This window comes from Oscillibacter valericigenes (assembly GCF_021531435.1).
Classification (GTDB): Bacteria; Bacillota; Clostridia; order Oscillospirales; family Oscillospiraceae; genus Oscillibacter; species Oscillibacter valericigenes_B.
This window is the reverse complement of the sequence record NZ_JAFBIS010000005.1, coordinates 1-24,020: the sequence shown is the minus strand read 5'-3', so window position 1 is coordinate 24,020 and position 24,020 is coordinate 1. Positions and strand designations below refer to the sequence as shown.

25 protein-coding genes and 2 tRNA genes are annotated in these 24,020 nt (G+C 53.0%); 6 read left to right on the top strand and 21 right to left on the bottom strand.

Annotated features, from left to right (window positions below):
- Nucleotides 1–12 precede the first annotated feature (12 nt).
- The 3 genes from JQM68_RS04100 to JQM68_RS04090 all read right to left on the bottom strand — a co-directional run bounded on the left by JQM68_RS04100 (nucleotide 13) and on the right by JQM68_RS04090 (nucleotide 1,236).
- On the bottom strand, nucleotides 13–261 hold the full coding sequence (locus JQM68_RS04100) for a hypothetical protein (RefSeq protein WP_235221647.1): 249 nt from the start codon (nucleotides 259–261) through the stop codon (nucleotides 13–15).
- Between the two features lie 110 nt (nucleotides 262–371).
- A complete protein-coding gene (locus JQM68_RS04095) occupies nucleotides 372–845 on the bottom strand; it encodes a hypothetical protein (RefSeq protein ID WP_235221646.1) in 474 nt (157 codons plus the stop codon).
- Nucleotides 846–966: 121 nt separating this feature from the next.
- Nucleotides 967–1,236, bottom strand: coding sequence for a hypothetical protein (locus JQM68_RS04090; RefSeq protein WP_235221645.1), 270 nt, complete (start codon nucleotides 1,234–1,236; stop codon nucleotides 967–969).
- A 300-nt stretch (nucleotides 1,237–1,536) separates the two neighbouring features.
- On the opposite strand from JQM68_RS04090, the gene JQM68_RS04085 reads away from it, so the two are divergent.
- Nucleotides 1,537–1,740: a hypothetical protein gene (locus JQM68_RS04085; RefSeq protein WP_235221644.1), complete on the top strand. Its 204-nt coding sequence runs from the start codon at nucleotides 1,537–1,539 to the stop codon at nucleotides 1,738–1,740.
- A 948-nt stretch (nucleotides 1,741–2,688) separates the two neighbouring features.
- Here JQM68_RS04085 and JQM68_RS04080 read toward each other — a convergent pair.
- From JQM68_RS04080 to JQM68_RS04050, 8 genes are all read right to left on the bottom strand, one after another.
- Nucleotides 2,689–7,743, bottom strand: a complete 5,055-nt coding sequence (locus JQM68_RS04080) for a hypothetical protein (protein WP_235221643.1) — start codon at nucleotides 7,741–7,743, stop codon at nucleotides 2,689–2,691.
- A gap of 11 nt (nucleotides 7,744–7,754) precedes the next feature.
- Nucleotides 7,755–7,931 carry a hypothetical protein gene (locus JQM68_RS04075; RefSeq protein WP_235221642.1) on the bottom strand — a complete coding sequence of 59 codons (177 nt, stop codon included), beginning with the start codon at nucleotides 7,929–7,931 and terminating at the stop codon, nucleotides 7,755–7,757.
- Nucleotides 7,932–7,934: 3 nt separating this feature from the next.
- Nucleotides 7,935–8,126 carry a hypothetical protein gene (locus JQM68_RS04070; RefSeq protein WP_235221641.1) on the bottom strand — a complete coding sequence of 64 codons (192 nt, stop codon included), beginning with the start codon at nucleotides 8,124–8,126 and terminating at the stop codon, nucleotides 7,935–7,937.
- Nucleotides 8,127–8,147: 21 nt separating this feature from the next.
- Nucleotides 8,148–8,777, bottom strand: coding sequence for a hypothetical protein (locus JQM68_RS13855; RefSeq protein ID WP_328283715.1), 630 nt, complete (start codon nucleotides 8,775–8,777; stop codon nucleotides 8,148–8,150).
- Nucleotides 8,778–8,978: 201 nt separating this feature from the next.
- Nucleotides 8,979–10,481: a DNA primase family protein gene (locus JQM68_RS04060; protein WP_235221640.1), complete on the bottom strand. Its 1,503-nt coding sequence runs from the start codon at nucleotides 10,479–10,481 to the stop codon at nucleotides 8,979–8,981.
- Entirely contained in the window at nucleotides 10,451–11,032 is a 582-nt protein-coding gene (locus tag JQM68_RS04055) for a CHC2 zinc finger domain-containing protein (protein WP_235221639.1), read from the bottom strand. Before JQM68_RS04055 ends, JQM68_RS04060 begins: the two co-directional genes overlap by 31 nt.
- Nucleotides 11,025–11,207 (bottom strand): helix-turn-helix domain-containing protein, encoded by a 183-nt coding sequence (locus JQM68_RS13925; protein ID WP_412758450.1) that lies wholly within the window; start codon nucleotides 11,205–11,207, stop codon nucleotides 11,025–11,027. The genes JQM68_RS04055 and JQM68_RS13925 overlap by 8 nt, the downstream gene beginning before the upstream one ends.
- A gap of 2 nt (nucleotides 11,208–11,209) precedes the next feature.
- Nucleotides 11,210–11,386, bottom strand: a complete 177-nt coding sequence (locus tag JQM68_RS04050; RefSeq protein ID WP_235221638.1) for a hypothetical protein — start codon at nucleotides 11,384–11,386, stop codon at nucleotides 11,210–11,212.
- Between the two features lie 162 nt (nucleotides 11,387–11,548).
- On the opposite strand from JQM68_RS04050, the gene JQM68_RS04045 reads away from it, so the two are divergent.
- Both JQM68_RS04045 and JQM68_RS04040 read left to right on the top strand, forming a co-directional pair.
- The gene (locus JQM68_RS04045; protein ID WP_235221637.1) at nucleotides 11,549–12,193 is read left to right on the top strand and encodes a helix-turn-helix domain-containing protein; all 645 of its coding nucleotides are present in this window, start codon (nucleotides 11,549–11,551) and stop codon (nucleotides 12,191–12,193) included.
- 130 nt (nucleotides 12,194–12,323) lie between these two features.
- Nucleotides 12,324–13,505 carry a tyrosine-type recombinase/integrase gene (locus JQM68_RS04040; RefSeq protein ID WP_235221636.1) on the top strand — a complete coding sequence of 394 codons (1,182 nt, stop codon included), beginning with the start codon at nucleotides 12,324–12,326 and terminating at the stop codon, nucleotides 13,503–13,505.
- Nucleotides 13,506–13,671: 166 nt separating this feature from the next.
- Here the strand turns inward: JQM68_RS04040 and JQM68_RS04035 are convergent.
- The 4 genes from JQM68_RS04035 to JQM68_RS04020 form a co-directional block, all read right to left on the bottom strand.
- Nucleotides 13,672–13,764 (bottom strand) — tRNA-Ser (locus JQM68_RS04035).
- A 15-nt stretch (nucleotides 13,765–13,779) separates the two neighbouring features.
- A tRNA-Ser gene (locus tag JQM68_RS04030) sits at nucleotides 13,780–13,867 on the bottom strand.
- A 247-nt stretch (nucleotides 13,868–14,114) separates the two neighbouring features.
- Nucleotides 14,115–15,329 (bottom strand): L-serine ammonia-lyase, iron-sulfur-dependent, subunit alpha, encoded by a 1,215-nt coding sequence (locus JQM68_RS04025; protein WP_235221635.1) that lies wholly within the window; start codon nucleotides 15,327–15,329, stop codon nucleotides 14,115–14,117.
- A 444-nt stretch (nucleotides 15,330–15,773) separates the two neighbouring features.
- A complete protein-coding gene (locus JQM68_RS04020) occupies nucleotides 15,774–17,123 on the bottom strand; it encodes an MATE family efflux transporter (RefSeq protein WP_235221634.1) in 1,350 nt (449 codons plus the stop codon).
- A gap of 144 nt (nucleotides 17,124–17,267) precedes the next feature.
- Between JQM68_RS04020 and JQM68_RS04015 the strand changes: the two genes are divergently transcribed.
- Both JQM68_RS04015 and JQM68_RS04010 read left to right on the top strand, forming a co-directional pair.
- Nucleotides 17,268–17,726, top strand: a complete 459-nt coding sequence (locus JQM68_RS04015; RefSeq protein ID WP_235221633.1) for an Lrp/AsnC family transcriptional regulator — start codon at nucleotides 17,268–17,270, stop codon at nucleotides 17,724–17,726.
- 357 nt (nucleotides 17,727–18,083) lie between these two features.
- A complete protein-coding gene (locus JQM68_RS04010) occupies nucleotides 18,084–19,304 on the top strand; it encodes an IS256 family transposase (protein ID WP_235221632.1) in 1,221 nt (406 codons plus the stop codon).
- A gap of 186 nt (nucleotides 19,305–19,490) precedes the next feature.
- Here the strand turns inward: JQM68_RS04010 and JQM68_RS04005 are convergent, their stop codons facing one another.
- The 5 genes from JQM68_RS04005 to JQM68_RS03985 all read right to left on the bottom strand — a co-directional run bounded on the left by JQM68_RS04005 (nucleotide 19,491) and on the right by JQM68_RS03985 (nucleotide 22,433).
- Nucleotides 19,491–20,207, bottom strand: a complete 717-nt coding sequence (locus tag JQM68_RS04005; RefSeq protein WP_235221631.1) for a DUF4230 domain-containing protein — start codon at nucleotides 20,205–20,207, stop codon at nucleotides 19,491–19,493.
- 4 nt (nucleotides 20,208–20,211) lie between these two features.
- Nucleotides 20,212–21,072: a hypothetical protein gene (locus JQM68_RS04000; RefSeq protein ID WP_235221630.1), complete on the bottom strand. Its 861-nt coding sequence runs from the start codon at nucleotides 21,070–21,072 to the stop codon at nucleotides 20,212–20,214.
- Between the two features lie 325 nt (nucleotides 21,073–21,397).
- On the bottom strand, nucleotides 21,398–21,622 hold the full coding sequence (locus tag JQM68_RS03995; RefSeq protein WP_235221629.1) for a hypothetical protein: 225 nt from the start codon (nucleotides 21,620–21,622) through the stop codon (nucleotides 21,398–21,400).
- Nucleotides 21,615–21,758: a hypothetical protein gene (locus JQM68_RS03990; RefSeq protein WP_235221628.1), complete on the bottom strand. Its 144-nt coding sequence runs from the start codon at nucleotides 21,756–21,758 to the stop codon at nucleotides 21,615–21,617. Before JQM68_RS03990 ends, JQM68_RS03995 begins: the two co-directional genes overlap by 8 nt.
- Before the next feature lie 165 nt (nucleotides 21,759–21,923).
- Nucleotides 21,924–22,433, bottom strand: a complete 510-nt coding sequence (locus tag JQM68_RS03985; RefSeq protein ID WP_235221627.1) for a helix-turn-helix domain-containing protein — start codon at nucleotides 22,431–22,433, stop codon at nucleotides 21,924–21,926.
- Between the two features lie 193 nt (nucleotides 22,434–22,626).
- Here JQM68_RS03985 and JQM68_RS03980 point away from each other — a divergent pair, with 193 nt between their 5' ends.
- Nucleotides 22,627–23,310 carry a hypothetical protein gene (locus JQM68_RS03980; RefSeq protein WP_235221626.1) on the top strand — a complete coding sequence of 228 codons (684 nt, stop codon included), beginning with the start codon at nucleotides 22,627–22,629 and terminating at the stop codon, nucleotides 23,308–23,310.
- Nucleotides 23,311–23,526: 216 nt separating this feature from the next.
- On the opposite strand, the gene JQM68_RS03975 is transcribed toward JQM68_RS03980, so the two are convergent.
- Nucleotides 23,527–23,940, bottom strand: a complete 414-nt coding sequence (locus JQM68_RS03975) for a DUF2871 domain-containing protein (RefSeq protein ID WP_235221625.1) — start codon at nucleotides 23,938–23,940, stop codon at nucleotides 23,527–23,529.
- Nucleotides 23,941–24,020: the final 80 nt, after the last annotated feature.

The window sequence follows — 24,020 nt, the reverse complement described above, 5'->3', positions numbered from 1 at the left end:
CTAATCTCCTCTTTATCGGTTCGAATTGTTCTCGCTGATCCTATCTTGAAGATCCCGAAGCGATGCAAAAACGGAATCAAGGGCGGGACAATAGATGTTCTCGGCCGCAACCACGATTGCATTTGCACATGCGCCTTTGTCCTCTTTGTCAGCGGTTTTGCACTCTGCAATGTCACCAGCCATTCGGTCAATGGCTAATTGCATGACGGCCAGTGCTCCATTAAGGGTGCATTCAACCTCGAACATATCAACTTTATTCAATTCGATTTTCTCCTTTCAGGTACCTTATTTATCGATGGCGTCAACGATGCGGAACAGCCAGCTTGTCACGGTGGCGGCGCCAATCACCACCAGGGCCAGGGCGGGGGCGCTCATGCGCCCTCCGCTTCCCGGCGGACTTTCTTCTGTCCCAGCTTGATAAAGGCCCCCTGCTCGTCCTCCTGGATGGCCCGGAAAGCAATGTTCCCGGTATGCTCCCCGTTCTCGAACCGCATTACAGCGGCTTCGCTTCCGCGCCAGATCGTAAACACCACGGTCTCCCCGCGCTGCTCCACGGTGTAGGAAGTGGGATTGTTCAGCGCGGCGTCGGTCATCTTGGAGAAGTCAGGGCCAATATACAGCACGGAGCCGGTGAGGAAGTTAACCTCGAAAAGGCCAAAAGCAGCAGGGGCGTTCTCGTCATACTCCGGGTGAAGTCTGGCAAGGGTGCCATTCTGCCAGAGCTTGCACTTGCCGGTGGGCGTCCACTCCACATCCGGGAACTGATCGTGAATCAGGTCCATGGCAATCTGCTTTGCTGCCTCGTCAATGGCCGCTCTCTGCTGGATGTATTCGTTTCTGTTCATAATCAAATCCTCCTTGATTTTTAGGCGGGGACTTGATAAACTATCTGTACCAAGTCCCCTGTGGGTTTTGGTTGGGTCTCTTGCATCCGGCTTTGGTCGGCGGTGATGCAAGGGGCCTTTTTCATGCTACGGTGAAGCGGCGCACGGTGGTTTCCTTGGTGAAGCGCTCCGCTACGTCCGGCAGGGCCTTTTTCAGGGCGGCGGTGTCGATGCGGGAGGAAGTGACATCCTTCCAGGTGATCTTATACTCACCGGCCTGGATGCTCTCGGAATCACCCATAGCGGCCTTGATGGCGTCCTTCAGGGCTTCCGCCTCTGCCTGCGCTTCATCAATCAGGGCTTGGAGCTGGCGCAGCTCCCGTGCCTTTGCTTCCATTTCGTTGATGCTCATTTGTACATCCTCCTTGTTATTTTGGGGAACCCCGGCGGCGGTGGTCGTTAGGGCTGTGGCCTCATCTGCTTCCCATTCCCTATACCGTTCCGCCCTTATCCGCGATCTCGGTGTTAGGCTTCAACGATTGCCGGTGTCTGAACTGTTTTCGTTTGTTCCCTTGCTGTGATTACATCATAACATCGTTGCGCAACTATATCAAGATGGGATATTGCACATAGTTGTGCAACTATATTTGTGCAAATTATATAGTTGCGTAACTATTATATAATTGATATACTTGAGCAAAGGAGTGATATTATGGGAAAAGCCAGCACAAAGGCACAAAATAAATATATAGCAAAGGCGTATGATCGCGTTAATCTGGTACTCCCCAAGGGCCAGAAGGACATTATCAAGGCACACGCAGAGAGCCAGGGCGAGAGTGTGAACGGCTTTATTAGTAGGGCCATAGAAAACCAGATGGAGCGAGACAAGGGAACCGGTGAGGATGGGCACCCTTAAAGGTTGGTCACGCTCATATACAATACAATAGAGATGGCCGGGGCGGTTGCCTCGGCCTTTTGCTTGCGCTGTGAGCGTTTCTATGCTTGTGGGGTATCCGAATACCCGGAAGCGTGAGGAAGCGCTTGTAGGGGCTTATTTGGCGATTTATGATATGTCCAGTACGGCACGCAATAAAGGAACCCGCGCCGGGGGCCTGGGTGCTGCTGGTCTGGTGGTGATCCGGGGATGCATGGTATCTCTGACTAGCAAGGGGGGGTAGCGGAAAAACGGGCGGGTGGTTCAGGGAACGGGGAGAGAGTATTGCCCCACATCCCCTGTTGCCATTTCCCACACATAGGGATGGAATCTGATTCCCACCCTGGGCGGCGACCAGGAGATGACCATCATCAACGAATCCGGCCTGCACAACAAAGAAAGGATGCTCCGTATTGGAACATCCTTTCTATGGGGGTAACGGAAAAACAGGGGGCACCCTTTTCTCTTTCCGGGTCAAAATTTTATGAAGTGCCATCAATACTTCATAGGCCCTCTGTTGCGTTCCGTCTCTTCCTGTGGTACACTGTTTTTAACGAGGATATCGTCAGCCATCGCCTGGGGGAATTGTACCCCTTTGGAAAGAAGCTGATATGTCCTCCGCATTGAGGGGACGCGTACCCTCAACCGGACTTGACGTCTCGGAGGAAGCCGTAGGTGCTGGACCTACCAAGCTGGCCTCCGCAGGGGTCAGGTCCATTTTTATTACCTGATGTGTACGATAATTGTTCGCGCCAGAAACGCCCTGTGCGGTGTTTTCCTGTGCACCCATGGAATTACCCTCGGATTGCACAGGACGCGCTTGTGCGGTCACCACGATTCCTTTCTGTGTCTTTCTATTTGGAATGTGTGGGGGCCCGGAAAAACAGGGGGGGTACTATTTTCTCTTTCTGGGTCAAAAATTCTAAAGCTCTACTCCAGCTTTTGACCGAGAGCCTTATAGAGCGCGGAACCATTGTATCCGAGTGCGGATAGCTGCTTCCGCTTCTGGTCTGCTTTGAGATCGTCGTTCTGGTAAATGGACCATGCTTTACTGTACGTTTCAGCGTCCATGCCGAATTGGTTCTTGATGCTATTGTACCGTTTCTGAGCGCCGTCGGACATCTGACTGATAACGAAGGTCTCGCCGTTCGTGTAGTCCACTTTGAGGTCCTTTGCGATATACACACCATCGGAAATCACGATATCATCCAGCGCGGCCTTCTGGGCCGCACTCAATGTGGTATCCTTTCTGATTGCATCACGAACGGAGCTGTTCGCATCCGCCGTTTTCTTGCCCTTGTCCTTCGCTCTGGAGAGCATATCACGGTAGACGATTACGGTAGCTGCGGATAGGCCAGTGGTTCGCTGTGCATCCATCGTTTTTTGCACCCACTGGGGAGCGCTGCCCTTACCCATAACGTTCGCTTTCGCAATGGAGTTGGCATAATCTCTGGCGTCCGCCATCAATTCCTCTTTCTGGGTCTCCCCGGCCCGCTTGTACTGTGCGTTCCCAAGCATATCAGTGACCGTGAGCACAAGCTGCGCACCTCTATCGGTCTGGTACTTCCTCTGCTGTTCGGCGCTCAGTTCAACGGTTCTGCCATCCGCTGTCACCTTTTTGGGTGCGGAGCGAGGAGCGTATACGCCCGTCTCGTTCATAGCGTCCACCACATCAGACTGCTTGTATTTCGTGACATTGAACGGGGAGATAAAGGACGTAAAGAAGTCCAAGCCTCCGTCCGTTGTCTTTTCTCGCTTTTCTCCAAGAGGGGTCACACGTTCCGGGAGCGTTTCGCGCATACCCGGAACGGAAGAAATCAGGGAGTTCTTGATCTTGCCGGTTTGCGTATCGCTGGAAGTGTCCCGGTAATATTCATCAGTGTAGTTGGCAGCCTGCCGAACGGGACCAGGAACAAAGCCGCTTGCACCGCCCAGTAGGATCTCCATGAGTGCATCCTTTCCAACGTCTCCCCATGTCTCATCGTCACGCTTATAGGTGACAGCATTTTGTACATCCTTTGCACTCTGCATCATGCTCAGGTCCGCAAAGCTGTTGACAATGGTATCAGTGAGGATGTCCATTTTTGCGCTGTAATCAGCGTCGTCCTCCAGCTCCGCCATTCTGGCGCCGCCCTCCATCAATGCATTCACAGGTTCAAGGCTGGAAGCGTCCAGCATGACATCCCCATCCTGCATACTCCCGTCCCCGCCGTCAACCAGCCGGCCAAGTGCGGACAAATTGATTTGCAACCCGGATAGCCCCTGCGCAGCTTTTACCGTGGCTTCATCCCTATCATCGTCACCTGTAAAGTGCAGGATACCCATTTTGGCAAGGCTGGCACAGGCCAGCATCAGCCCCTTTCCGGTCAAAACTCTGGCGATATTCTGTGCAAAGGCCCTCTGGGAATAGACTGCCGCTTCCGCGTTGGTCATCCCGGAGTAAGCGCCGTAATGACCGCCCACCTGCGCATCCCCGCGCCCACTCTTAACCTGTGCGTTTGTGTAGGCCATCGCGCCCAGGTTGTAGATTGCCTTTGCGTATCCCAGGTCTGTATACTCTGCGGCGGTGGTCACCAGCGCACCAGGCACTTTGGAGTATTTATTGATGAAGTCACCCAGGCCAAAGTCTTTGACAGCAAAAGTGTGTCCCGCAACATTCTTGGTTTTTCCGTTGGAAGTACCGAAACCGATAATGTTCAGGTAGTCTTTGGATGCCTGTAGCAGATTTCCGATTGCGGTATCACGTTGGAAGGACCTGTAAAGCTGCTCATTCTTCACGAACTGGTCAGCCATCTCCGGCGTCACTCTGCTGCCCTCGGTGTTCAGGATACCTTTCAGGCTCTCCCGCACCGTTGCTTCCGTGCCGCCCTTCTGGAACTCGTCAGTAGTGTTCAGTCCGTAGCCAAGGGCACCTTCCAGGTTGTTCCCAGTGTTGAGGATCGCATCCAGAAGCGGGTCGCCGGTCTTGTGCCTCTTGAACGTGCGGTTGGTGCCGGCCTCATATTTATTTTGGCTATTGCCGCGGTTGATGTCCAGTGCAACATCAATCGCGGACTGCTTCGCCCCCTCAACGCTGCCCTTCCATCCGGCCTTAGAGAATGGCCCCTTCTCCATGCCGACAGTCCGGGCCTGCGCTGTGCTGATACCATGATACCCACCCACAACAGAAGCGGCCAGTCTGTCCACGATAGAGGCAATATTGTTTGTAAATGCGCTCTCAATGGGAGAGAACACGCTGTTTGCTGTTACGTTCCTCAGGAGCGTTTTGGCGTTCAGCAGGTGAGAGAGGTACTGATATGTGCTGATGTACTGGCCGGCGGACGGCGGGATTGCGTCAATAGAAATGCCGGAAATTTCAGACCATGCAATGTCTGTGAGCTGCTCTACCGTGCATCCCTTCAACGCTTTCTGTATGGACTTGGAAGGCTTATATCCACGGTAGTTGGCAAGCTCGATCACAAGGTTGTAAAGGCCAGCGGCATCACTTGCACCCGCTAGATTTTCTGCTCTGGCACCGAATTCTGCGACGGAACCGAGAGCGCTGTTGATCACATCATCCGTGATTCTCGCCTTTCCTCTTACAGGTGCGGAAGCCTCTTTCTCTTTCGCGGCGTCCAGAACGGATGCAGCATCACCAACTGCTTTGTCTGCGCTCTGCTTTGTCCACATTTTCATAGATTGAAGATTTTGGCCGAAAGCGCTTGCGTGCTTCTGGATATTTCGGCTCCACTCCCGGAACTCCGTAAAATCTCCGCTTGCCTGTGCCTGCTTCCGGATATCGGATTGGATAAGCTTTGCAACGGCGTAATCTTCATCGTTCCATTCCGCAGCATTCTTCAGATACTGCTTTTCGCCGTCATAGTCCACCTGTAAACGCTCTCTGGCAGTGTTCAGGCGTTCAGCGTCCGATGTGGTATCATAACGCCTTTGCTCGTCCGTGGCGTTGTCTGTTTCATCATAGACACTCTTTGCATCAGATACTCTTTGCCCTCTTTTGAACTGGCTTGTTTTAGCACCCAGCCCGTCGTCCATCATGGGAAGCCCCTCACCGCTCTGAATGGTGGGCTGGCTGCCAGCAATGCTGCTCTTTGCGTCGATATACGCCTGATTTGGCCCAACGGTATCTCCCATCATGGTAGACCATCCGTTGGTGAGCATGGAATCCAGGATAATTTCCACCTGCTTTGCGGCATTGACGTTCTCCTGCCCCTGGTCGTGGACAATGCGCTGTGCGGCGTCGATGATCTCAGCCCGGGAAAGCCCGGTCTCGTCCATTGCCTGCCGCAGGTGCGCGGACGCCTGTACGCTTTGGTTGACCTTGTTCCCCTGCATGGTGCGCTCATAGCTGCGGCTCATGGGAAATTGCAGAGACAGGTCCGCATCTGCGATCAGAGCCTCCGCCGCCTGCCGGTAATAGCTGTGCAGCTCCGGGTGGTCAAACTGGAAAGCGTTCATGTTTCGGCTACTCACGCTGTCCGCTGTCCGGCGGTCAATGTGCTGCGCAGGGTCCACCTGGTACACCTTTCCGCCTGCGTCCATGCCGATGTCTCCACGTTCCGCAAGGGTGGCGAACTGCTCATTGGTCAGTTTCGTCTGATCAACACGCTTCCCACCGGTCAGCAATTCCAGAAGCGGGTCCATTTTCACGCTTGCATTTCCTTTGGAAGGTGCTACACTGGAAGTATCCTCCTGCGTGGCTGAAACGCCCAGAGGGGTATCCGGACGACCCATTTCGGTGGCCGCATATCCGGTGCCCTGCGCAGGGGGATTATTATTTCCAAACAGCCTTTGCGCTTCCTGCATCATAATATCGCCAGAAAAGCCATTTACTGTGTTTGCTGCGACTTCCACGCCAGAACCAAGACCGCCAAGCAGAGCGCCAATCAGGAAGTCATGCCCTGCCTCCTGCGCATTGAAGGTTGCGTTCTTGTCGTAGGTAGCCCGCTTCAGATAGGGCTGCACCAAGTCCTCAAGGACTTCCTCGCCGCCCTCGGAAATGGCGGACAGCACAGCCTTGCCGCCTGCTGTCCCGGCAAGGCGGCTCATGATCTGTACCGCCTGATTCTCGCCGAACTTCGCGATCAGTTTCCCGGCCGCTTTGTTGGCAAGTCCCTCGCCGAACACCGCCTTGAAGGGCGCCGCCACGTTTGCGATTTTCTCCGTGGCAACAGACAGCGCACCGCTCCCAAGGCCGTAAATGAGCTGCTGGTCAATGGAAGCGCCGCTTTGCCGTGCCTCCTGCGCCGCGCCGCCGGTCGCCCGGACGAACATTGCCGGGAGGCCGCCGGTCACAGCGTCCCCCGCCATCTGCAATCCGGCCACACCCACATCCACCGCCAGCTGACCGGCTTTGCCGAGGCCCTGCTTTGCGGATGTGATCTCCTGATTGCTGACGTCCGCCAGCTTGTCCGCCGTGCCGTAAATACTGCTGACAGCCTTATCCGTGGGCTTGTTCCAGGTGTCAAGGGTGCTCTGGGCGGCGTCAATGGTTCTCTGGTTGGAATCGATCCAACGCTGGAGCTGTGCCTTGTCCGCGCCGGGCTGGTTCATCATTTCCGTGTACCGGGCAATGTTCTCCTGCGCCGTCTTGATTTTCTGGTTCTGCTCCTGTGCTTTCTGATTTAGGTTGCGCACGGAATCCAGCAGAAGGCCCACGAAGTCAACACTGCCGGCCGCAGTGGAGGCGGCAGCTACACGGGTAACGCCCGTGAGCCGTCCCCGCTTCCATGCCGTTTCCGGGTCAGTATCCGGCGTCTCCGCTGTCAGCTGTGCGTTCTTCACCTGATTGTCATATGCCCTCTGCGCCCACACGTTGTCCGTGGGGCGCTGGGCATACAGCGGCTTGCTGACACTGACAGATTCGACCGTATTGTCTTTTCCGATAAGGTCAGGCTTTTTCGCCGCGTTCCTGCTTTCAGACGCGATCTGCTTAACCACACGGGACTGTGCGTCACCGTTGATAAGGTCTGGCTTTTTCACTGCCATAATAGTCCTCCTCACACTCTATCCAGAATGGATTCCATCAACCATTCGTTAATGTCTTCGAATCCACAGTATTTTGCGGCCGCACAGATTTGCGCATAGAGCGATCTGCTGACCTCTACAGATAATGTGATGGTCTCCTTCGCCTCCAATGCCGGTGTAGCCGACGGCTCTGCTTTCTTTCTGGGCATTGGTCACGCCTCCTTCTGGGTGCACGCGGGACAGAGGATGGTAGTGCCGCACAGGTCAAAGTCACCGGCGGCAAACAGCTCTTGGAGGTCAACGCGCATTTCCCGGCCACAGCAGGGGCAGCGGGTGAACACGCTTTCATCGTTGATCTCGGTCTCAATGGTAGTGCTTCCGATGGTAGTCTTTGTGTAGTACATAGCTTTTCTCCTTTTCGTTCTTTATTTCTCCAGGCTCTTCACAACCTGTTTTAGAATAGAAATCGCGGCGGGGGTAGATGCGACGGCATCCAGGTCAAGCGCGACGGTTTTCCCCATCTTGTGTTCGCCGGTCCTTTTGTCCGTCCAGCCATTTTTGCTGATGTGCAGCTTACGCGCTTCCGGGAAGTACCTCAAAACATTTCTGCCGGTGTCTACTTCTACGGGGTTTTCGGTTTCCCAATAGCTTTGTTCCATGTGGGCTCCTTTCTCCAAATCGCTTGTAGGGTCGTATGTAAAAAAACGCGTGCGCGCGTCATGATCATGATCTTGGGTAAGTGCCGAAGCATATAGGTGGAGCCAGTCAGAAAGCCGCATGGTAACAAGCCATGGGCTTTTATTTTTTCGGTGGAACACGGCGGGGGCACCGTCCCGGAATCGGTCAGCATCCCGCTCCGCTTGCTCCATGGCCCTTGTCACGTTCAGTGCTTCCACTCTCTTGCACTCAACGTGAATGCCGGGTAGGCCGGACACATCAGGAACAGCCCCGAATGTCTTATTTCCGCCCCACGAAACGGGGTAGCCAGCGCGGCGGAGGCAGTCTGCAAGTTCCCGCTCTCCAGCCGCTCCTTTTTTCTGTGATTTCAGCCCCATTTCTGCCTCCTTTGCCGTTTCAGGGTTGCGGTGGGTTGCGACATCAAAAACCATTAAAGCCTTGCGTCGCAATGGTTTCAGGGAATCGGGTTGCGGTGGGTTGCGGCTGGAACATAACTTCCTATATAGGGTTTAATTTTTCCGTTATACCTTAAACAATAGGAAAAAACCGCAACCCGCAACCCAGTATCGCAACCCATTTTACAAAACTTGGGAATATCTTGCTCTGTTGTCCACCCGGATTCCTATCCAAACCTTTTTCCCCTTTGGGGTGCGTTTCTCATAGCCTGCAGATTCCATGGCAGTATTGAAGTCGTTCAACCTGCGCGTATAGTCCCCGTTCTGAGCTGACCACTCTTTATAGGTTCCATACAGTTCCGCGGCGCCGGCACGTGCATCTGGTTCTCGCACACAGCACTCCTCAATGAAGTTGTCAAGCCAGTTCTCCCGCTTGCGGTATTCGTCCGTCACTTCCTCAACGGCGGCGGGAATATCCAACTTGTACCCATTCCGAGCAAAGTTGACAGCTCCTTGGATGGCCCATGCCAAAATAGCGGGCCCGGCTTCTCTTGCAAGGACATCTCCAAAGTTCGCAATCGTAGACTTTTCCGGTATACTGGCGTTGAATGGAACAACCTGTAAACGTCTCCACGTTCCGTTGTCCATACTGCCAACACGTGGAAGATGGTTAGTGAAAAGGACAAGACTGTGCGTTGGTGTGACCGTCTCAGGTTGCTTGTACTTCTCCTCGATCGAGATCGCGTCTGTCGATGTGATTTGCTTAAGTGTGGATACAGAAAGCCGCTTTCCTTCTTCCAGCTCACCAGCTACAACCAGACGCTTGCCTCTAAGTGTTGCGAGAGCTGCGCCCCTGTTCTGTCTGTCCGTAGTCAGAACTGATACATCAATGGTACCGGCATAGTCACCAAGGACAGCAAGCAAACCATTGAAATATGTAGATTTTCCGTTACGACCAGAACCGTAAGCGAGGATCAAACCCTCATGGTACACTTTGCCATGCAGGGCCATTCCGGCCACCAACTGCAAAAAGCCTATGAGGCTGCTGTCCCCACCTGTAATGGTTTCTAGGAAGTCCATCCACATAGCCGCTCCGGCACTACCGGGAGCGGCGGATGTAATTTTTGTGCAATATGCGGTTCTGTCATGTTTCCGGATGCTTCCTGTATTCAGGTCGACGATTCCGGCGGGTGTATTTAGTTCGGCAGAATTGCCGTCCAGCTTGTCCGCTTTGATAACAAGGGCAGGCTTTGCGAGTGTAAGCATCGCTTTCAGCCGGAAAGCACTGCGGGACTGTTTCGCATGGGCAAGATAATCTGACGCTGTCCGAACGGATTCTCTTGCGTCTGCTACATCCTGCTTTGTAGCTGTTCCTTCTGCGGCCTGCGCTTTGACATCGGCTTGGTTATGTAGTGCGGCGGCATATTCCCGCTTGGCTTCCTCCAGCATCTTGCCTGTAAATTCCATAGCAAGCGATTCCGCCTTATGGTCTCCGCGTTCCCATACTGTCCCGTTCCAGCACAGCCAGCCAAGCGCATCTGTGAAAATCAGATTGCCCTTGTGTGCTTGTGTGAACACTTCTGCATTGCCGGCGTCGGAGAAGTCGGACGGACGCACAGTGGACGATTCTGTTTTTGATTCAAAGGCACCCTCGTTCATGAGCCTTTCAAAATTTGCTCTGTCCACTTCTCCATCTCCTTCCGTTCTCTGTATAGCTGTGCCTGTTCTTCTGGAGTACCATCCTCCAGCACCCCCGACAAGTATTCCGCTCTTGCCTGATACCTAAGCGCAAGGCACTCCCGCTCCGAAAGTGGTTCCGGCAAGCGTTTCAATGCTGTGTGAGCTATGCGAAAAATTTCATTGAGTTTGTTCATGGCCTGTTCGCGCCATGTCTCAAATCGCTGATGAGCTGCCGCTATTGCCTTCCTATGATCCTCTTTCTGCTGTGCCTCTGCGGAATTGTTGCAACCCGAAGAAAGGCCAAGTCCAAAATCAGCGTCCAGCTTATGAGCGGCTTGCACACTGTCCAGGTCGAACAACCTTGCCGTATAATCCAGCGCATCACCGCTTGCACCGCAGGACCAACACCGAAAGCGCCCGTTCTTGAAGCTGATGGATGGGTGACTGTCCCCATGAAAGGGACAAAGTGCCCAGCCGCGGCGGTCAAATTCTGCTCCGTAGAACTTCGCTGCGTCCTGTGCTGTAATCCGTGAGCGGATCGTTCTGAAATCAATCATTCCGCCCAGCCTCTTTGAGCACCCATTCCCGCAATCCGTCAACCGAAACGAGCTTTCGGCTTCCAATCTGAAAAACCGGGAATCCTGGCTGTTTTATCAGCGCATACACTGTCGGACGGCTTACTCCCAAAACCGCTGCTGTCTCAGTCAGCGAGTATGCTAACTTCACGCTCATCGTCAACCCTCCATGGGAATTTTCTCAATGATTGCAAATATCTTCGCCTTTTCTTCCTGCGGCAGTTCTTTTCGCAGTTTTCTGGAAAAGTTACCGTCTGTCATACCGAGGGCATCTGCAATCTGCCACAGCTTTACGCCTGAACTAGCGGCGGCCAAACGAATATCCATGTTTTTCAAAATCGCCTCTCCTTTCTATTGCCAAAAGCATGTTGTTGTGCTATGCTCTTATTATAGATTACAAAATGAATTTTAATGAGATACAATATGGGACTGTTTTATATGTGGAATATCAACTATAAAACTTTCTACCGTCCCAAATTGTATAAATGGAGGTCTGTTATGGCTGGGCGCAAATCAAAAGGCAAAAATCCAATAGATGGGTTTTCTCAAAGACTGGCAGAAGCTAGGAGAGGGCAGTATACTCAGGCGCAACTTGCAGAAATTGTTGGGCTGGAAGAGCAGACAATCAGAAAATATGAGGGTGGATCACGACAGCCAGACAGCTTTGAAATTATTGTAGCTTTGGCAAAGGCACTCAACGTTACTACTGACTATTTATTAGGCGCATCTTTGGAACAAAATGCGAAGATGCGCGACGTAGCAAATTATATTGGTGTTTCCCAAAAAGCTGCTGCAAAATTGGATAGCCTATATAAAGACCATAACCGAATGCTCCCCCTTAACGGGATGATTCTCCACAGCAATTTTGAAACACTGTTGTATCAGTTATGGGTTTTGCACGATGAATCTATTGCTGTTCGTACCGCCGCCGAAAGCGGAAATATTGGAAAAGAAAAAAGGTGCACTTTGACTGAGCGTTCGATTTCCGGCAGTGACTTACTGAGACATGACTTGGACAGGGTAACGATGATAGCGCGAGAGTTGTTCTCAGAAATATGCATGGTTGATGAAGCTTCCGAAAAGTGGAATCGCGTTATTGCTGATAGCCTTTTGAATGAATACAAACAGCGGACAGAAAGTTGAAAGAACGTGGAACCCGAATAGCATAAATAAAACCGCCCCCGGTACTCGCAATACCAGGGACGGCTATAGGGGCAGTAAACTTGAACGGCCTACTGCCCTCCTATCATATATGAAAATTGGAGGAATTTCAATGCCAAGAAAATCAAACACCAGAGCCGCACAGGGCGCCGGGAGCATCCGGCAGAGGTCGGATGGTACGTGGGAGGCCCGAATCACCATTGGCACCAATCCCGGCACAGGAAAGCCGGATCGCAAAAGTGTTTACGGGAAAACTCAGGCGGAGGTCAGAAAGAAAATGACCGCCATCCAAAGAGCCGTTGACGCCGGAACCTATCAGGCCCCAGACAAAACCACGGTCTCCGAATGGCTCGATGAATGGATGAAAACTTTCTGTGCCGTCAAGGTGAAGCCGCTGACATACAGCAGTTATGAGGTGGCAATCAAGAACCACATTAAACCGGCCATCGGTGCGCTGAAGGTGCAAGCCGTGAAGGGCGTCCACGTTCAGAAGCTATACAACGGCATGACCGCCGCCGGGTTGTCCCCAAAGACAGTGAAGAACGTTGCCGCGATCCTGCACAAAGCGTTTTCCGTGGCCCAGAAGCAGGGCATGATACAGGTAAACCCGTGTGACGCGGCGGAGCTTCCAAAGGCCACGCAAAAGGAAATCAAGCCGCTGACAGATGCAGAAATCCCGCTGTTCCTGAAAGCCATTGCCGGACACCCTATGGAGAACGCATATGCGCTGTGTCTGTTCGCTGGCCTCAGGGAAGGTGAGTGCCTGGGCCTGTCGTGGTCACAGGTGGACTTTGAAGCGCGGCGGATCACCATCAGCCAGCAGCTCCAGAAGGAGAAAAAGAAGGGCGCTAAATACTACATTGCACCCAGCACAAAGAGCGGAAAGCCCCGGCAGATTGAGCCGCCGGAAATTGCGTTTCAGTATTTGCGGGCAGAGCGGAAACGGCAAGCAGAAAACCGCCTCGCTGCCGGTGAGCTGTGGAGCAACCCGTATAATCTGGTATTCACGGATGAAATGGGCGGGCACCTTGCCATATCGACCTTCTACGGTCATTTTAAGAAAATCGCTGCCAGCATCGGCAGGCCGGACGCAAGGCCGCACGATCTCCGGCACACAGCCGCCACCGTTGCCATTGCTTCCGGGGCCGATATAAAGAGCGTTCAGGATTTGTTGGGCCATGCTACCGCCAGTTTTACGTTGAATGTCTATGCGCACAGCAGCGACCAGATGAAGAAGGACACCGCCTCCCGGATGCAGAGTTACTATGACAACTTGACCGCCAAAAAGGCATGAAGCAACCCCGCCGGATTTGACTATCTGGCGGGGTATTTTTAGCTGTTTGGGGTAAAGATAGGGGTAATGCAAAATCAAAGAAAAGGAAAACGCAACTATTCACAAGAAAACATTGCTATATATGCAGAAAAGCCGTCCTATTCATAACAAATAGAACGACTTTTCGTGGCGCGGAAGGAGGGATTTGAACCCTCGCGCCGGTTTTAGCCAGCCTACTCCCTTAGCAGGGGAGCCCCTTCGGCCTCTTGGGTACTTCCGCAGATCGATATAAAATTGGCGGAGAGAGTGGGATTCGAACCCACGAACGCTTTCGCGTTGCCGGTTTTCAAGACCGGTTCCTTCAACCGCTCGGACATCTCTCCATAAAGCGGCAGGAGTGCCCGAATCTCAAGCACTTGGATATGATACCATATACGCCGGAGGTTTGTCAACAAGATTTCCAAAAGCCTTTCACAAAAAAATTTCCATGATGGAAATTTTTTGTACAGACGGAAGCAAACGAAGTCCCGATCCGAACGCAGGGCATTTCAGCCGCTCGGAAGAAATGCCCTGCGTTTCTGCCGGTGTATCAACCCATCGCGTGTTTTCCGCGTGATCGGCGCAGGGAGGTCAGCCGCGGCGGGAATAGAGCCTGGCCAGGCCGCCCTCCGAGGTCTCACGGTATCCGCGGTTCATGTTGACGCCCGTTTCGTACATGGTTTTGACCACCATGTCATAGCTGATCCTTCTGGTGTCCGCCAGGAAGTAGGCAAGATTGGCGGAATTGAGGGCCCGCATGGCGGCAACGGCGTTCCGTTCGATGCAGGGGATCTGCACCAGGCCGCAAATTGGATCGCAGGTCAGCCCCAGGTGATGTTCCAGGGCGACCTCGGCGGCATACTCGATTTTTTTGATGGAGTAGCCAAACACCTGCCCCAGGGCTGCAGCGGCCATGGCACAGGCGACGCCGATCTCCGCCTGGCAGCCGCACTCCGCGCCGGAGACAGAGGCATTGCGCTTGGCAAGCTCACCGAAAATGCCCGCCACGCCCAGGGCGTGGGCAATGTCCATGTCGCTGAGGTTCCGCTTGTCTTTGATGTAGTAAAGCACCGCCGGAAGCACACCGCAGGAGCCGCAGGTCGGCGCAGTGACGATGGTGCCGTTGTCGGCGTTCTGCTCCGAGACGGCATAGGCATAGGAGCAGACCAGCTGACATTCCACGACTTCCGGGTGCTTGTTGACGAGGATGTGGTCGTAGATCGACTTGGCCTTGCGGTCGATATGAAGGCCGCCGGGCAGTTCGCCGGTGGTGGAAAGCCCCTCCTGAACGGAGCGCTTCATGACCTCCCAGATGCCCAGCAGATAGTCCCAAATATCCCTGCCCTCATTGAGCTCCACATAGTCGATGAGGCTGATGTACCGGAACTCGCAAAACTGCTTGATCTCGGCAAAGGAGTTCTCCAGATACGTCTCCTCACTCTGCCCCGGGGCAGAACGGCCTTCGACCATAATATCGCCGCCGCCGATGCTGCGGACCCGCTGCCTGGCGATCTCCCGGCCATCTTTCAGCGCAACGAGGTCCAGCGTGTTAGGGTGCTGAATGTCTTCCGGTGTCTCCTGGGCAAAAATCACCTCCGTCGGGATGGGCGCGAGGGTCTCCATAACAGCCCGGTCGGTCCCGTGTCCCCTGCCCGTCTTGGAGAGGGAGCCGTAGAGGGTGACACGGTAGGCGTCAGCTTCCGGCGTTTCCTTCCGGAAGTCCGAAGCGGCTTTTGCGGGGCCCATGGTGTGGGAACTGGAAGGCCCTTTGCCGACTTTATAAATATCACGGATCGATTTCATCATGCAGGCAGGGATACTCCCTCCGAATGTTACCCGGACAGGGAGAAGCTGCCGTTCCCTCCTTTTTTATTTTTTTGTTCAGACGCGCTGTATCCTGTGGTTTGCCGTCCGCTGACAGCGGTTGCTGGTGTCCTGATATCTATTTTATAGCAGATATCACGGTTCTTGCCAACAGCAAAAAGATATCCCCTCACATCGTTATTTCCCCCGAAAGCGGAACCGGAACAGATCGGACAGCTTCCTGAAATTCTGTCCGTTTCCTAAAATGCCGGGTATTGATTGGTTCATGCTATGAAAAATTATATCATATGGAGGGCAAAAAACAAGGGCAGGAATGTTTGCTCCCCTCCTTGTCCATGAAAGTACATTCTCAACGGAAAGTCCCGAAACCGCTGCGGCTTCGGGACTTTCGCTGGTCCGGGCGGCGGGGCTTGAATGTCCTGCAGACTATATTGAAGTTTGGTTTTTCCAGGTAAGTATCTGTCCTTTTCGGAGTATGTAATAAAGGATGCCAACGACGTCAGCCAGGGCCCAGCCGATGGGCACCGACCACCAAATGCCGATCACGCCAATGGCAGGAATAGCCGACAGTATGTAGGCCAGCGCCACGCGGGTGCCCAGGGAAATGACGGTGAGGACCACGGACATCCCCGGCTTTCCCAGCGCCCGATACAGGCCGTACAGCAGAAACAGGCAGCCGATCCCGCAGTAAAACGCACCCTCAATGCGCAGGTAGCGGATGCCCTCCTGGACGATCTCGGCCTCTCCTTCCCCCACAAACATCGCCATCAGCGGATGGGCAAAACAGCACACCAGGGCGGATACCGCCACGCAAAACAGCATGGACGCTCCCACCGCGCCCTTCAGTCCGGCACGGATGCGCGTCTCCTTCTGTGCCCCGTAGTTCTGGGCGATAAAGGTGGAAAAGGCGTTGCCGAAGTCCTGCACAGGCATATAGGCGAAGGCGTCGATCTTCACCGCCGCCGCGAAGGCGGCCATGACCGTGGCGCCAAAGCTGTTGACCAGTCCCTGTACCATCAGGATCCCGAGGTTCATCACAGACTGCTGAACGCAGGTCAGGATGGAAAAAGAGGCGATCTCCCGGACACAGCTCCAGCTGATGGCCCGTGGGCCAGTCCGGAACTGGGGACAGCGAAACCAGGTGTACACGGCGATCCCGATTCCGGAGACGTACTGGGCGATCACCGTGGCCTCCGCCGCTCCTGTCACGCCCCGCTTCAATCCCAGGACAAACCACAGGTCCAGGGCGATATTCAGCACGGTGGAGACTGCCAGGAATATCAGCGGCACCACGGAATTACCCAGCGCCCGCAGAAGTGATGCGAAATAATTGTACAGGAAGGTGGCGGCGATGCCGCAGAAGATGACGGACAGGTATTCCCGCATGAACCCCCACACCTCTGCCGGCACACGGAGAAAGACCCGGAGAAAGTCCAGGCAGGCAAAGGCAGCTCCGCTCAGCAGGAGGGTCGCGGATGCGATCAGCACGAAGGATGCGCACACCGCTTCCCGCAGACCGGCCTCGTCCCGCTGCCCAAACCGAATGGAAAACAGCGCGCCGCTGCCCATGCAGAGTCCCAGCAGGATGGAAGTCAGAAAGGTCATCAGCGTAAAGGATGAGCCCACAGCGGCCAGAGCGTTCTTTCCCAGGAACTGCCCCACGATCAGTGTGTCCGCGATATTATAGCATTGCTGCAGCAGGTTTCCCAAAATCATGGGGACCGCGAAAAGCAGCATAGAGCGCATGACCGGTCCTTGCGTCAAATCTCTCTTCATCTCTGTGCCTCCGAAAGGAAATTTTAAACTTACGTTTCGTAATCATTATAGTGATCCTTTTTTCTAAAGTCAATCTTTTATTTACATTTCGTGCAATAGCTGGTATGATGGGGCTGAAATGATACAGGAAAGAGGGTCTTCAATATGTTTCTGGAAGGCTTGGACGCGTTGGACCAGAAAATTGTCCGGCTGCTGATCAAAAACGCCCGGATCTCCTATTCGGACATCGGGCAGGAGGTGGGGATCTCCCGGGTGGCGGTGAAAGCCCGCATCCAGGCTTTGGAGCAGCGGGGCATCATTGAGGAATACACCACCATTATCAACCCCCAGAAGATCAGCGGTGCGGTGTCCTGTTATTTTGAGATTGAGACCTTGCCGGACACGCTGGCTGAAGTCACAGAGATATTAAAGCAGAACGAGATCATCACGCAGGTCTACCGGGTGACGGGAAAAAACAAGCTCCATGTTCACGCGGTGGCTGCTTCCAGTGAGGAAATGGAAAAACTGATTCGGGAGGTCATCGACCCGCTGCCCGGCGTGGTCAGCTGCGGGTGCAACATCATTTTATCCCGGATCAAGGATATTAAGGGCCTGCGCCTCTGAGCAGTATTTGCTGTGTGCAGGTTTCTGCTTTGCTGTATCCGCCTCCCTGGGACTGGAAACGCAGTCCATTCTGCTCGACGCCGATGTTGGCGCGGTGCTGAGCGGCCTGCGATAATTGAAGAACAAAAACGTCAAAAACGCTTCCCTCCAAGCCGGTGAATCACCGGCTTGGAGGAAGCGTTTTCCATTTCACGGGAACTTATCATTTGCGGAGCAATCAAACCATCATATTGTGGTTACATGATGACATAATCGAGACCGCCGAAAATTCTGTGTAATCGACGAACCTCGACAGTATGAAAATCTTCGACTAAGTCAAGAATGAGATCAAACATTCAAGACGAGGAGACGAAGATTATGCAGTCAGTACCACAGGATTTATTGAAGGAATACGTTCAGAGCCAGCACTTTACCAGTACGACGGAGATCATGGAGGCCATGAAGGAAATGTTCCGGGACGTCATCCAGACCGCCATGGAAGTGGAGATGGACGAGGAGCTTGGTCGAGAGCGTTGCGAGCGCTCGGACGCGCCGGAGGGAACCCCGAGAAACTACCGCAACGGCTACACGAAGAAGACCGTCAAGACCCAGCTGGGTGAGGTGGACATCAAGGTTCCCCGGGACCGGAACGGCTCCTTCGAGCCCAAGATCATCGGCAAGTATGACCGGAATGCGGACGGGATGGAGGATAAGATTCTGGCGCTGTACGCCTGCGGCATGAGCCAACGGGATATCGCCGAGCAGATCAAGGAACTGTACGGCGTGGATATCTCTCCGGAGCTGGTAACGAAGATCAGTGAAAAGATCATGCCGGAGGTCACAGCCTGGCAGAATCGCCCGCTGGAGCCGGTGTATCCTTTCGTGTTCATGGATGCCATTCACTACAAAGTGCGGGAGGATCGGCGGTATGTGACCAAGGCTGCCTATGTGGTCCTGGGCGTCACCATGGATGGCAGGAAGGACATCCTGGGCGTCTGGATCGGGGAGCATGAAAACAGCAAATTCTGGCTGAATGTGTTGAATGACCTCAAAAGCAGGGGTGTTTTGGATGTATATCTGTTCTGCACGGACGGCCTGTGTGGGATGATGCAGGCTATCGAGGCTGTATTCCCGAAAAGCCGGCTGCAGCGCTGCATCGTCCACCAGGTGCGCAGTTCCACCAGATATGTCAGCTACAAGGACATCAAGAAAGTCGTTGCGGATCTTAAGAAGATCTACAGTGCCGTTACCCTGGAAGAAGCCGAGAAAAACCTGCAGGCCTTTGCGGAGACCTGGCGCAGGCAGTACCCCTCCTGCGTGAAAAGCTGGGAGGAAAACTGGCCGGTTTTAAGCACGTTCTTTGAATACCCCGTTGAGATTCGGAAAATCATATACACGACGAACATCATCGAGGGCCTGAATCGCCAGTTCCGGCAGATCACAAAGAACAAGCCTTCCTTCACGAACGACGACTCCCTGCGCCGGATGCTGTATCTGGCCTCTCAGCGCATCGTGAAGCACTGGCACGCCAGATACCAGAACTGGAATCTGGTGCTGAGCCAACTGGAGATCATGTTCGCCGACCGGGCCGTAGGCTGACTCCCTTGTCCTAGTATGCCACGGCGGCCAGACCGGCATTCACGCCGGAGCGGCGCGCATACCGTTCTGACTGCCATGGCTTTCGAAAAACAAGGAGTTCAGGCCAGAATCAGCCCTGCTTTCCAGCGCCATTCTTGACTTTTGTCGAAAAACGCTTACACAAAATTTTACGTTGGGCCACATAATCTATGATTTGAATTCAACAATCACATCATATCGACGGTCAATGGCTTTGACGATCGGCTCGTAGACTTCTTTCACCATCCTGATCGCAAGGTCATCTGCTCGCTGACCGTTCGCCACTGTATCGAATTTCGCTTCCAGCCGGGTGCGAAGGTCATTCTCAATGGCATTGTAGTCCGCCACTGTCAGTTCAATATCTCCACGCGCCAGCAGCCCCTCCTTAACTTCATCAATGATGATGTCGTTCGGATCGATCTCTATGGCCTGCAAATAAGCGTGGCCAATTCTGATCGTAACGGTCTTCTTATCCTTGTCTTCTATGATATTGGCTGCTGTGAGGTTATCCAGGTCCACAACGAAGTAGCCTGTTCCGGTATAAGACACACTCTGCGTCTTTTTTAGAAAATCGAAGTCAAGCTGCTTGATGAGGCGGTCCGTCAGTTCCGTGGTAACCTTTCCCCTCTGTGTACTGACAATTAATTTCCGCGTCTCATTGTGGTCGGAGAGAATGACATCAGAGAAGTTGACTTCTACGCCGCTGGCTTCAAGATAGATCGTATCCAGATCGATCTGCTGTATGCCATCCGACACATTCATATGTAAGGGGTTTGTGCCGCGATTGCATCCCCAGATAACAACGCCGCCGATCAGTGCGGCTAGGACCCAAATGCAGAGATTCGCCCGTTTCTGCTTGTCTTTGAAAAATTCCAATATCTTCATAACCTCACTCTCCCGCGGCAACAAGCTCAGTTCCGGCTGCATCAGAACCAGAGTCGGAATCAGAACGGCGGCGACTCCGTGTCTGCGGCATGGGAATTGCGATGTGGAAAGTTTCTTTCAGTATCCATTTGAGCACAAAGAAGTTGATCAGCGGCATCAGGCAATTCGTCAGGATCAAGATCGCAATGGAATTCATGCACTTGCGAATGGTATTCTGGAAGCGGAGCATCAGATTAGAAACATCATTGATCGCCGTTTGGAACAGATCAGAGAGCTTTTCAAAAATTGTCTTTTCCTCCGTGCCGCCCTCCATAGCTTCGTTGAGCTTATCAGCGCCGTCTTCCGTGTCCGCGATCGTGCTCTCGACATATGCGGTCAGATCTTCGGCAACATAGTTCGTAATATGCGTACTGCACGGAACTACAAGGGCCACAGCAAGGCCCAGAATGGACAGTCTGATTGCCAGGCCTTTCAAGAGGTCCTTTTTGAACCCCACGGACAGGATTCCCATAACACACGCCACTGGGATGACGACTGCAAATACAAGCTTGACTCCGTACTGGATCATGATCTTTTCCAGAAACAGGATCACAAGAATGCCCACAAAATAGATGTTCATATCCGCCAAGGTATCAGCTAACGGCGTTGCAAAGTCATCCGGCAGCGCTGAAATCGCCAGAGACGTCGAAAGGGTCGCGGCCGAAAACCTCATCACGGTATTACTGCTTTCCTCCACGCTTTCGATGGAATTCCCGATGAATTTCGTTTCCGGAAGCCACGCTGTAAGGACAAAAAACGAGAATACGCCTATGAGCGCCAAAATCAGGATATTTCTTGTCAGCTTGGCATGTTTCGCAGACAGCATTTATATCTCCCCCTTATCTCTTTTTCAGGTTTCTGCTTCCATTATAGACGATATTTTCATACAGATAAATAACCACTTCTGCGGAATGCGACCTGCTGATCTTCCGAATACTGCAAAATAAGGTCAATTGAATGTACAGTATCAAGGTGTGATGTGGCCTCCGGAGTCCGCATCACACTTTGATTGATTCCTCGACCTTTTCCTGCTATGGCGGATACAGGAAAGGCCTGACCTTGTGTGTTCCCTCAAGATCAGGCCTCGATTTATCAATTGGCGGAAATATTGGGAATATCCTTATTGTTCCCTCCATAACTCCAATATGAATTTACGCACATACTTTCAAGACCGCAACCGCGCCACCGATCAAGGCCAAGGGGAGCAGTAAGACCAAACCGCCCGCAAACAGCAGGCACACAAAGAGCACCGGCACGGCGATCACAAAGAGAAGTGATGCCAGGATTTTCGCGGCTCCCCACGTGAGCGACAGTGCAAGCCCGATTGCTTTAAAGGCAAGCCAGCAAAACAGGATGATTACGAATAATTCAAACAACTTGTTTTCTCCTTTCAGTAATGGCAGATTCCGCCTCATTCATGTTGGCCTGAACTCCAAGCTTTTCAAAGTACTCAGGTTTCTTCTCCTGCTGTTCCAAAAGCCTGATTGCAAGAACTCTTTCGCACACCGTCATCAAAACCACCTTCCTCGCTGATGTACGACCTCTTGTTTGTGTTTTCATTGTAGGCCAGGAGTCTTCCGCAATAAATGATGAATCCCGCAAAATAGGACTTGCTATTTTCGCGAAATCTGCAAAATAAGGCAGCGCATCGTCCGTTCAATGCGCTGCCTGCCGAATTCATTTGCGTTTCCTGGCATGATAGGCCTCGGCGTCGATCACACCGTTCGCCAGCATCTTCTCTGACCAGAGCTGCAGCGTCTCTACCGTGATCGAGATCCTCTCCAGTTCTTCCTGTATAAAGATGAAATCATCCATTTCATCTTTATCAATCTTGCCATCCGCAGTGATTTCGATGAGTCGATCCTTCCGCTTATTGACAGAATTCAGGGAGGCAAGCATCTCAAGGACGATAGAAGAGAGTTCTTTAATTTCAATCTCAGGAACGTACTGCTGGCCAATCGGACATTTTTGAGAGCAGTAGTAATTGCAGAGAGAGGGTCTCCCATACGTTTCGGCCATCACAAGGATCTCCTTGGGGTCCGGCGTCACTTTCTCATTTTCAATACGCTCCAGCCGTTCGGGTGTAATCATGCCCATCTGTTCGCTTGCATACTCTCTGGACCATCCGAGTTCTTCTCTCACAAGATGATACTTGGTCTTATTTTCTTTTGTTGATTTCTTTCCCATATCCCGCCTCCGCATATACTCCATGGTCCGTATTCTACCATACGCATGACGCGGTGTCCATGAATTCATTCCATTTCCACAGAACTGCCGGGGCAGAATCATTTTCCATGAACAGGAAACCTTTTTTCGCTGTACACCGTCTATATAAACGAGACCGCTAAAGGCCATATTGAATCGCAATGGAGGCTAATTTATGAAAAGCAAATATTTTGTGGCTTGTGCGCTGGCAATTGCCCTTGCTGCATTGACTGGCTGCTCCAGCAGTCAGCCGGAAAACACTCCGGCCGAGCCGGAAGCATCTAATGAGGGATCCGCTTCGGAAGCTCTCGCCGTATCTCCTCTGCCCGCATCAATCGACCTGGACCATCTGGAGGATTGCACAGTGGCGGTATCCTTTGACCAAGGGGATGCCTTTGTCGATGATACAGGCGCTATGCAGCTGCATGTAAAAGTATATACTTACGATCTCTATGACATGGTGGACATCAGCACATTGAAAGCAGGGGATCATATCACGATCTGCCGGCAGGATGTGAAAGTCTCATCCCTGGAGCGCACCGAAAACGGCGTGGTTGTCATCAACGGCGGTCTGGAAAACGGAGGTTACGAGTTGGTCACGGATGATGATACCGTGTTCTACGCAGATGGTTTTGACGACATGAAACAATACTATGAGCTGGGAGAAGTGACCCTGCCTGTTTCTCCTGATTTCGAATTTGTGGATTCCTCTGATCTGGAAAAAGGCCCCCGCACATATTATCCCGGCGACTTCCTGACAGATAACGCAGGAATTGAATATCATTTCATCCCCAATAATACAACTATCACGATCCAAAATGGCTATGTAGTCGGTATGCAGCGGATTTTTAATCCGTAAACGAACCTCCAATAGTATCGCACGGTCAGAAATGAAACGCCCAGAGAGCAGCGCAGGGCAAATGGATATGGATCGCCTTGATTTGGGAAAGCTTATCATAAGAGAGGATGCCGAGTCTGGCAGCGCGAAAGCCCGCAATCAGCCCTACGCACCCGGCAGCGCCGGCAGGATGCGCTTTTGACGCGGAAAACAGAGGGCATGTTCATAAGTCCGTTTTCAGTTCTTTGCCAGCTTTTTGAAGGACAGCAGCAGCAAAATGATACCGGCTCCGGTCAAAATATGGCCGATGCCCGCAATCCCGGAAATAGAGGCATTCGCGGCGGCGGACAGAGCCAGTCCCCGCACCTGGGCCACGCCGCGTACCACCAGCATGATAGCCGTCATCGGAATGCCGATGTTATAGGTCCAGAGGAATGCCCGGAAGGTCTTGAGCTTTCCAAGGTCATTATGGGCGCCGTACAGCGCAACCACCAGGAACACCAGCATTCCCAGCAGGAACAGATGGGCGTGGACCTTACCCAGCGCCGTCACGCCGGTGAAGCCGCTGTACTTGGTGAATTCCCGGTAAAAGACGCCGCCCACCATAGCGGCAATGGCATAGGCAAAAGCGATATTCAGGTACTTTTTCATCCGTATAATCCGCCTTTCTGCGAAAGGCACCGACGGGGTTATGAAACCCGTGTGCTTTCGCCGGTAAAACTTGTTTGCTA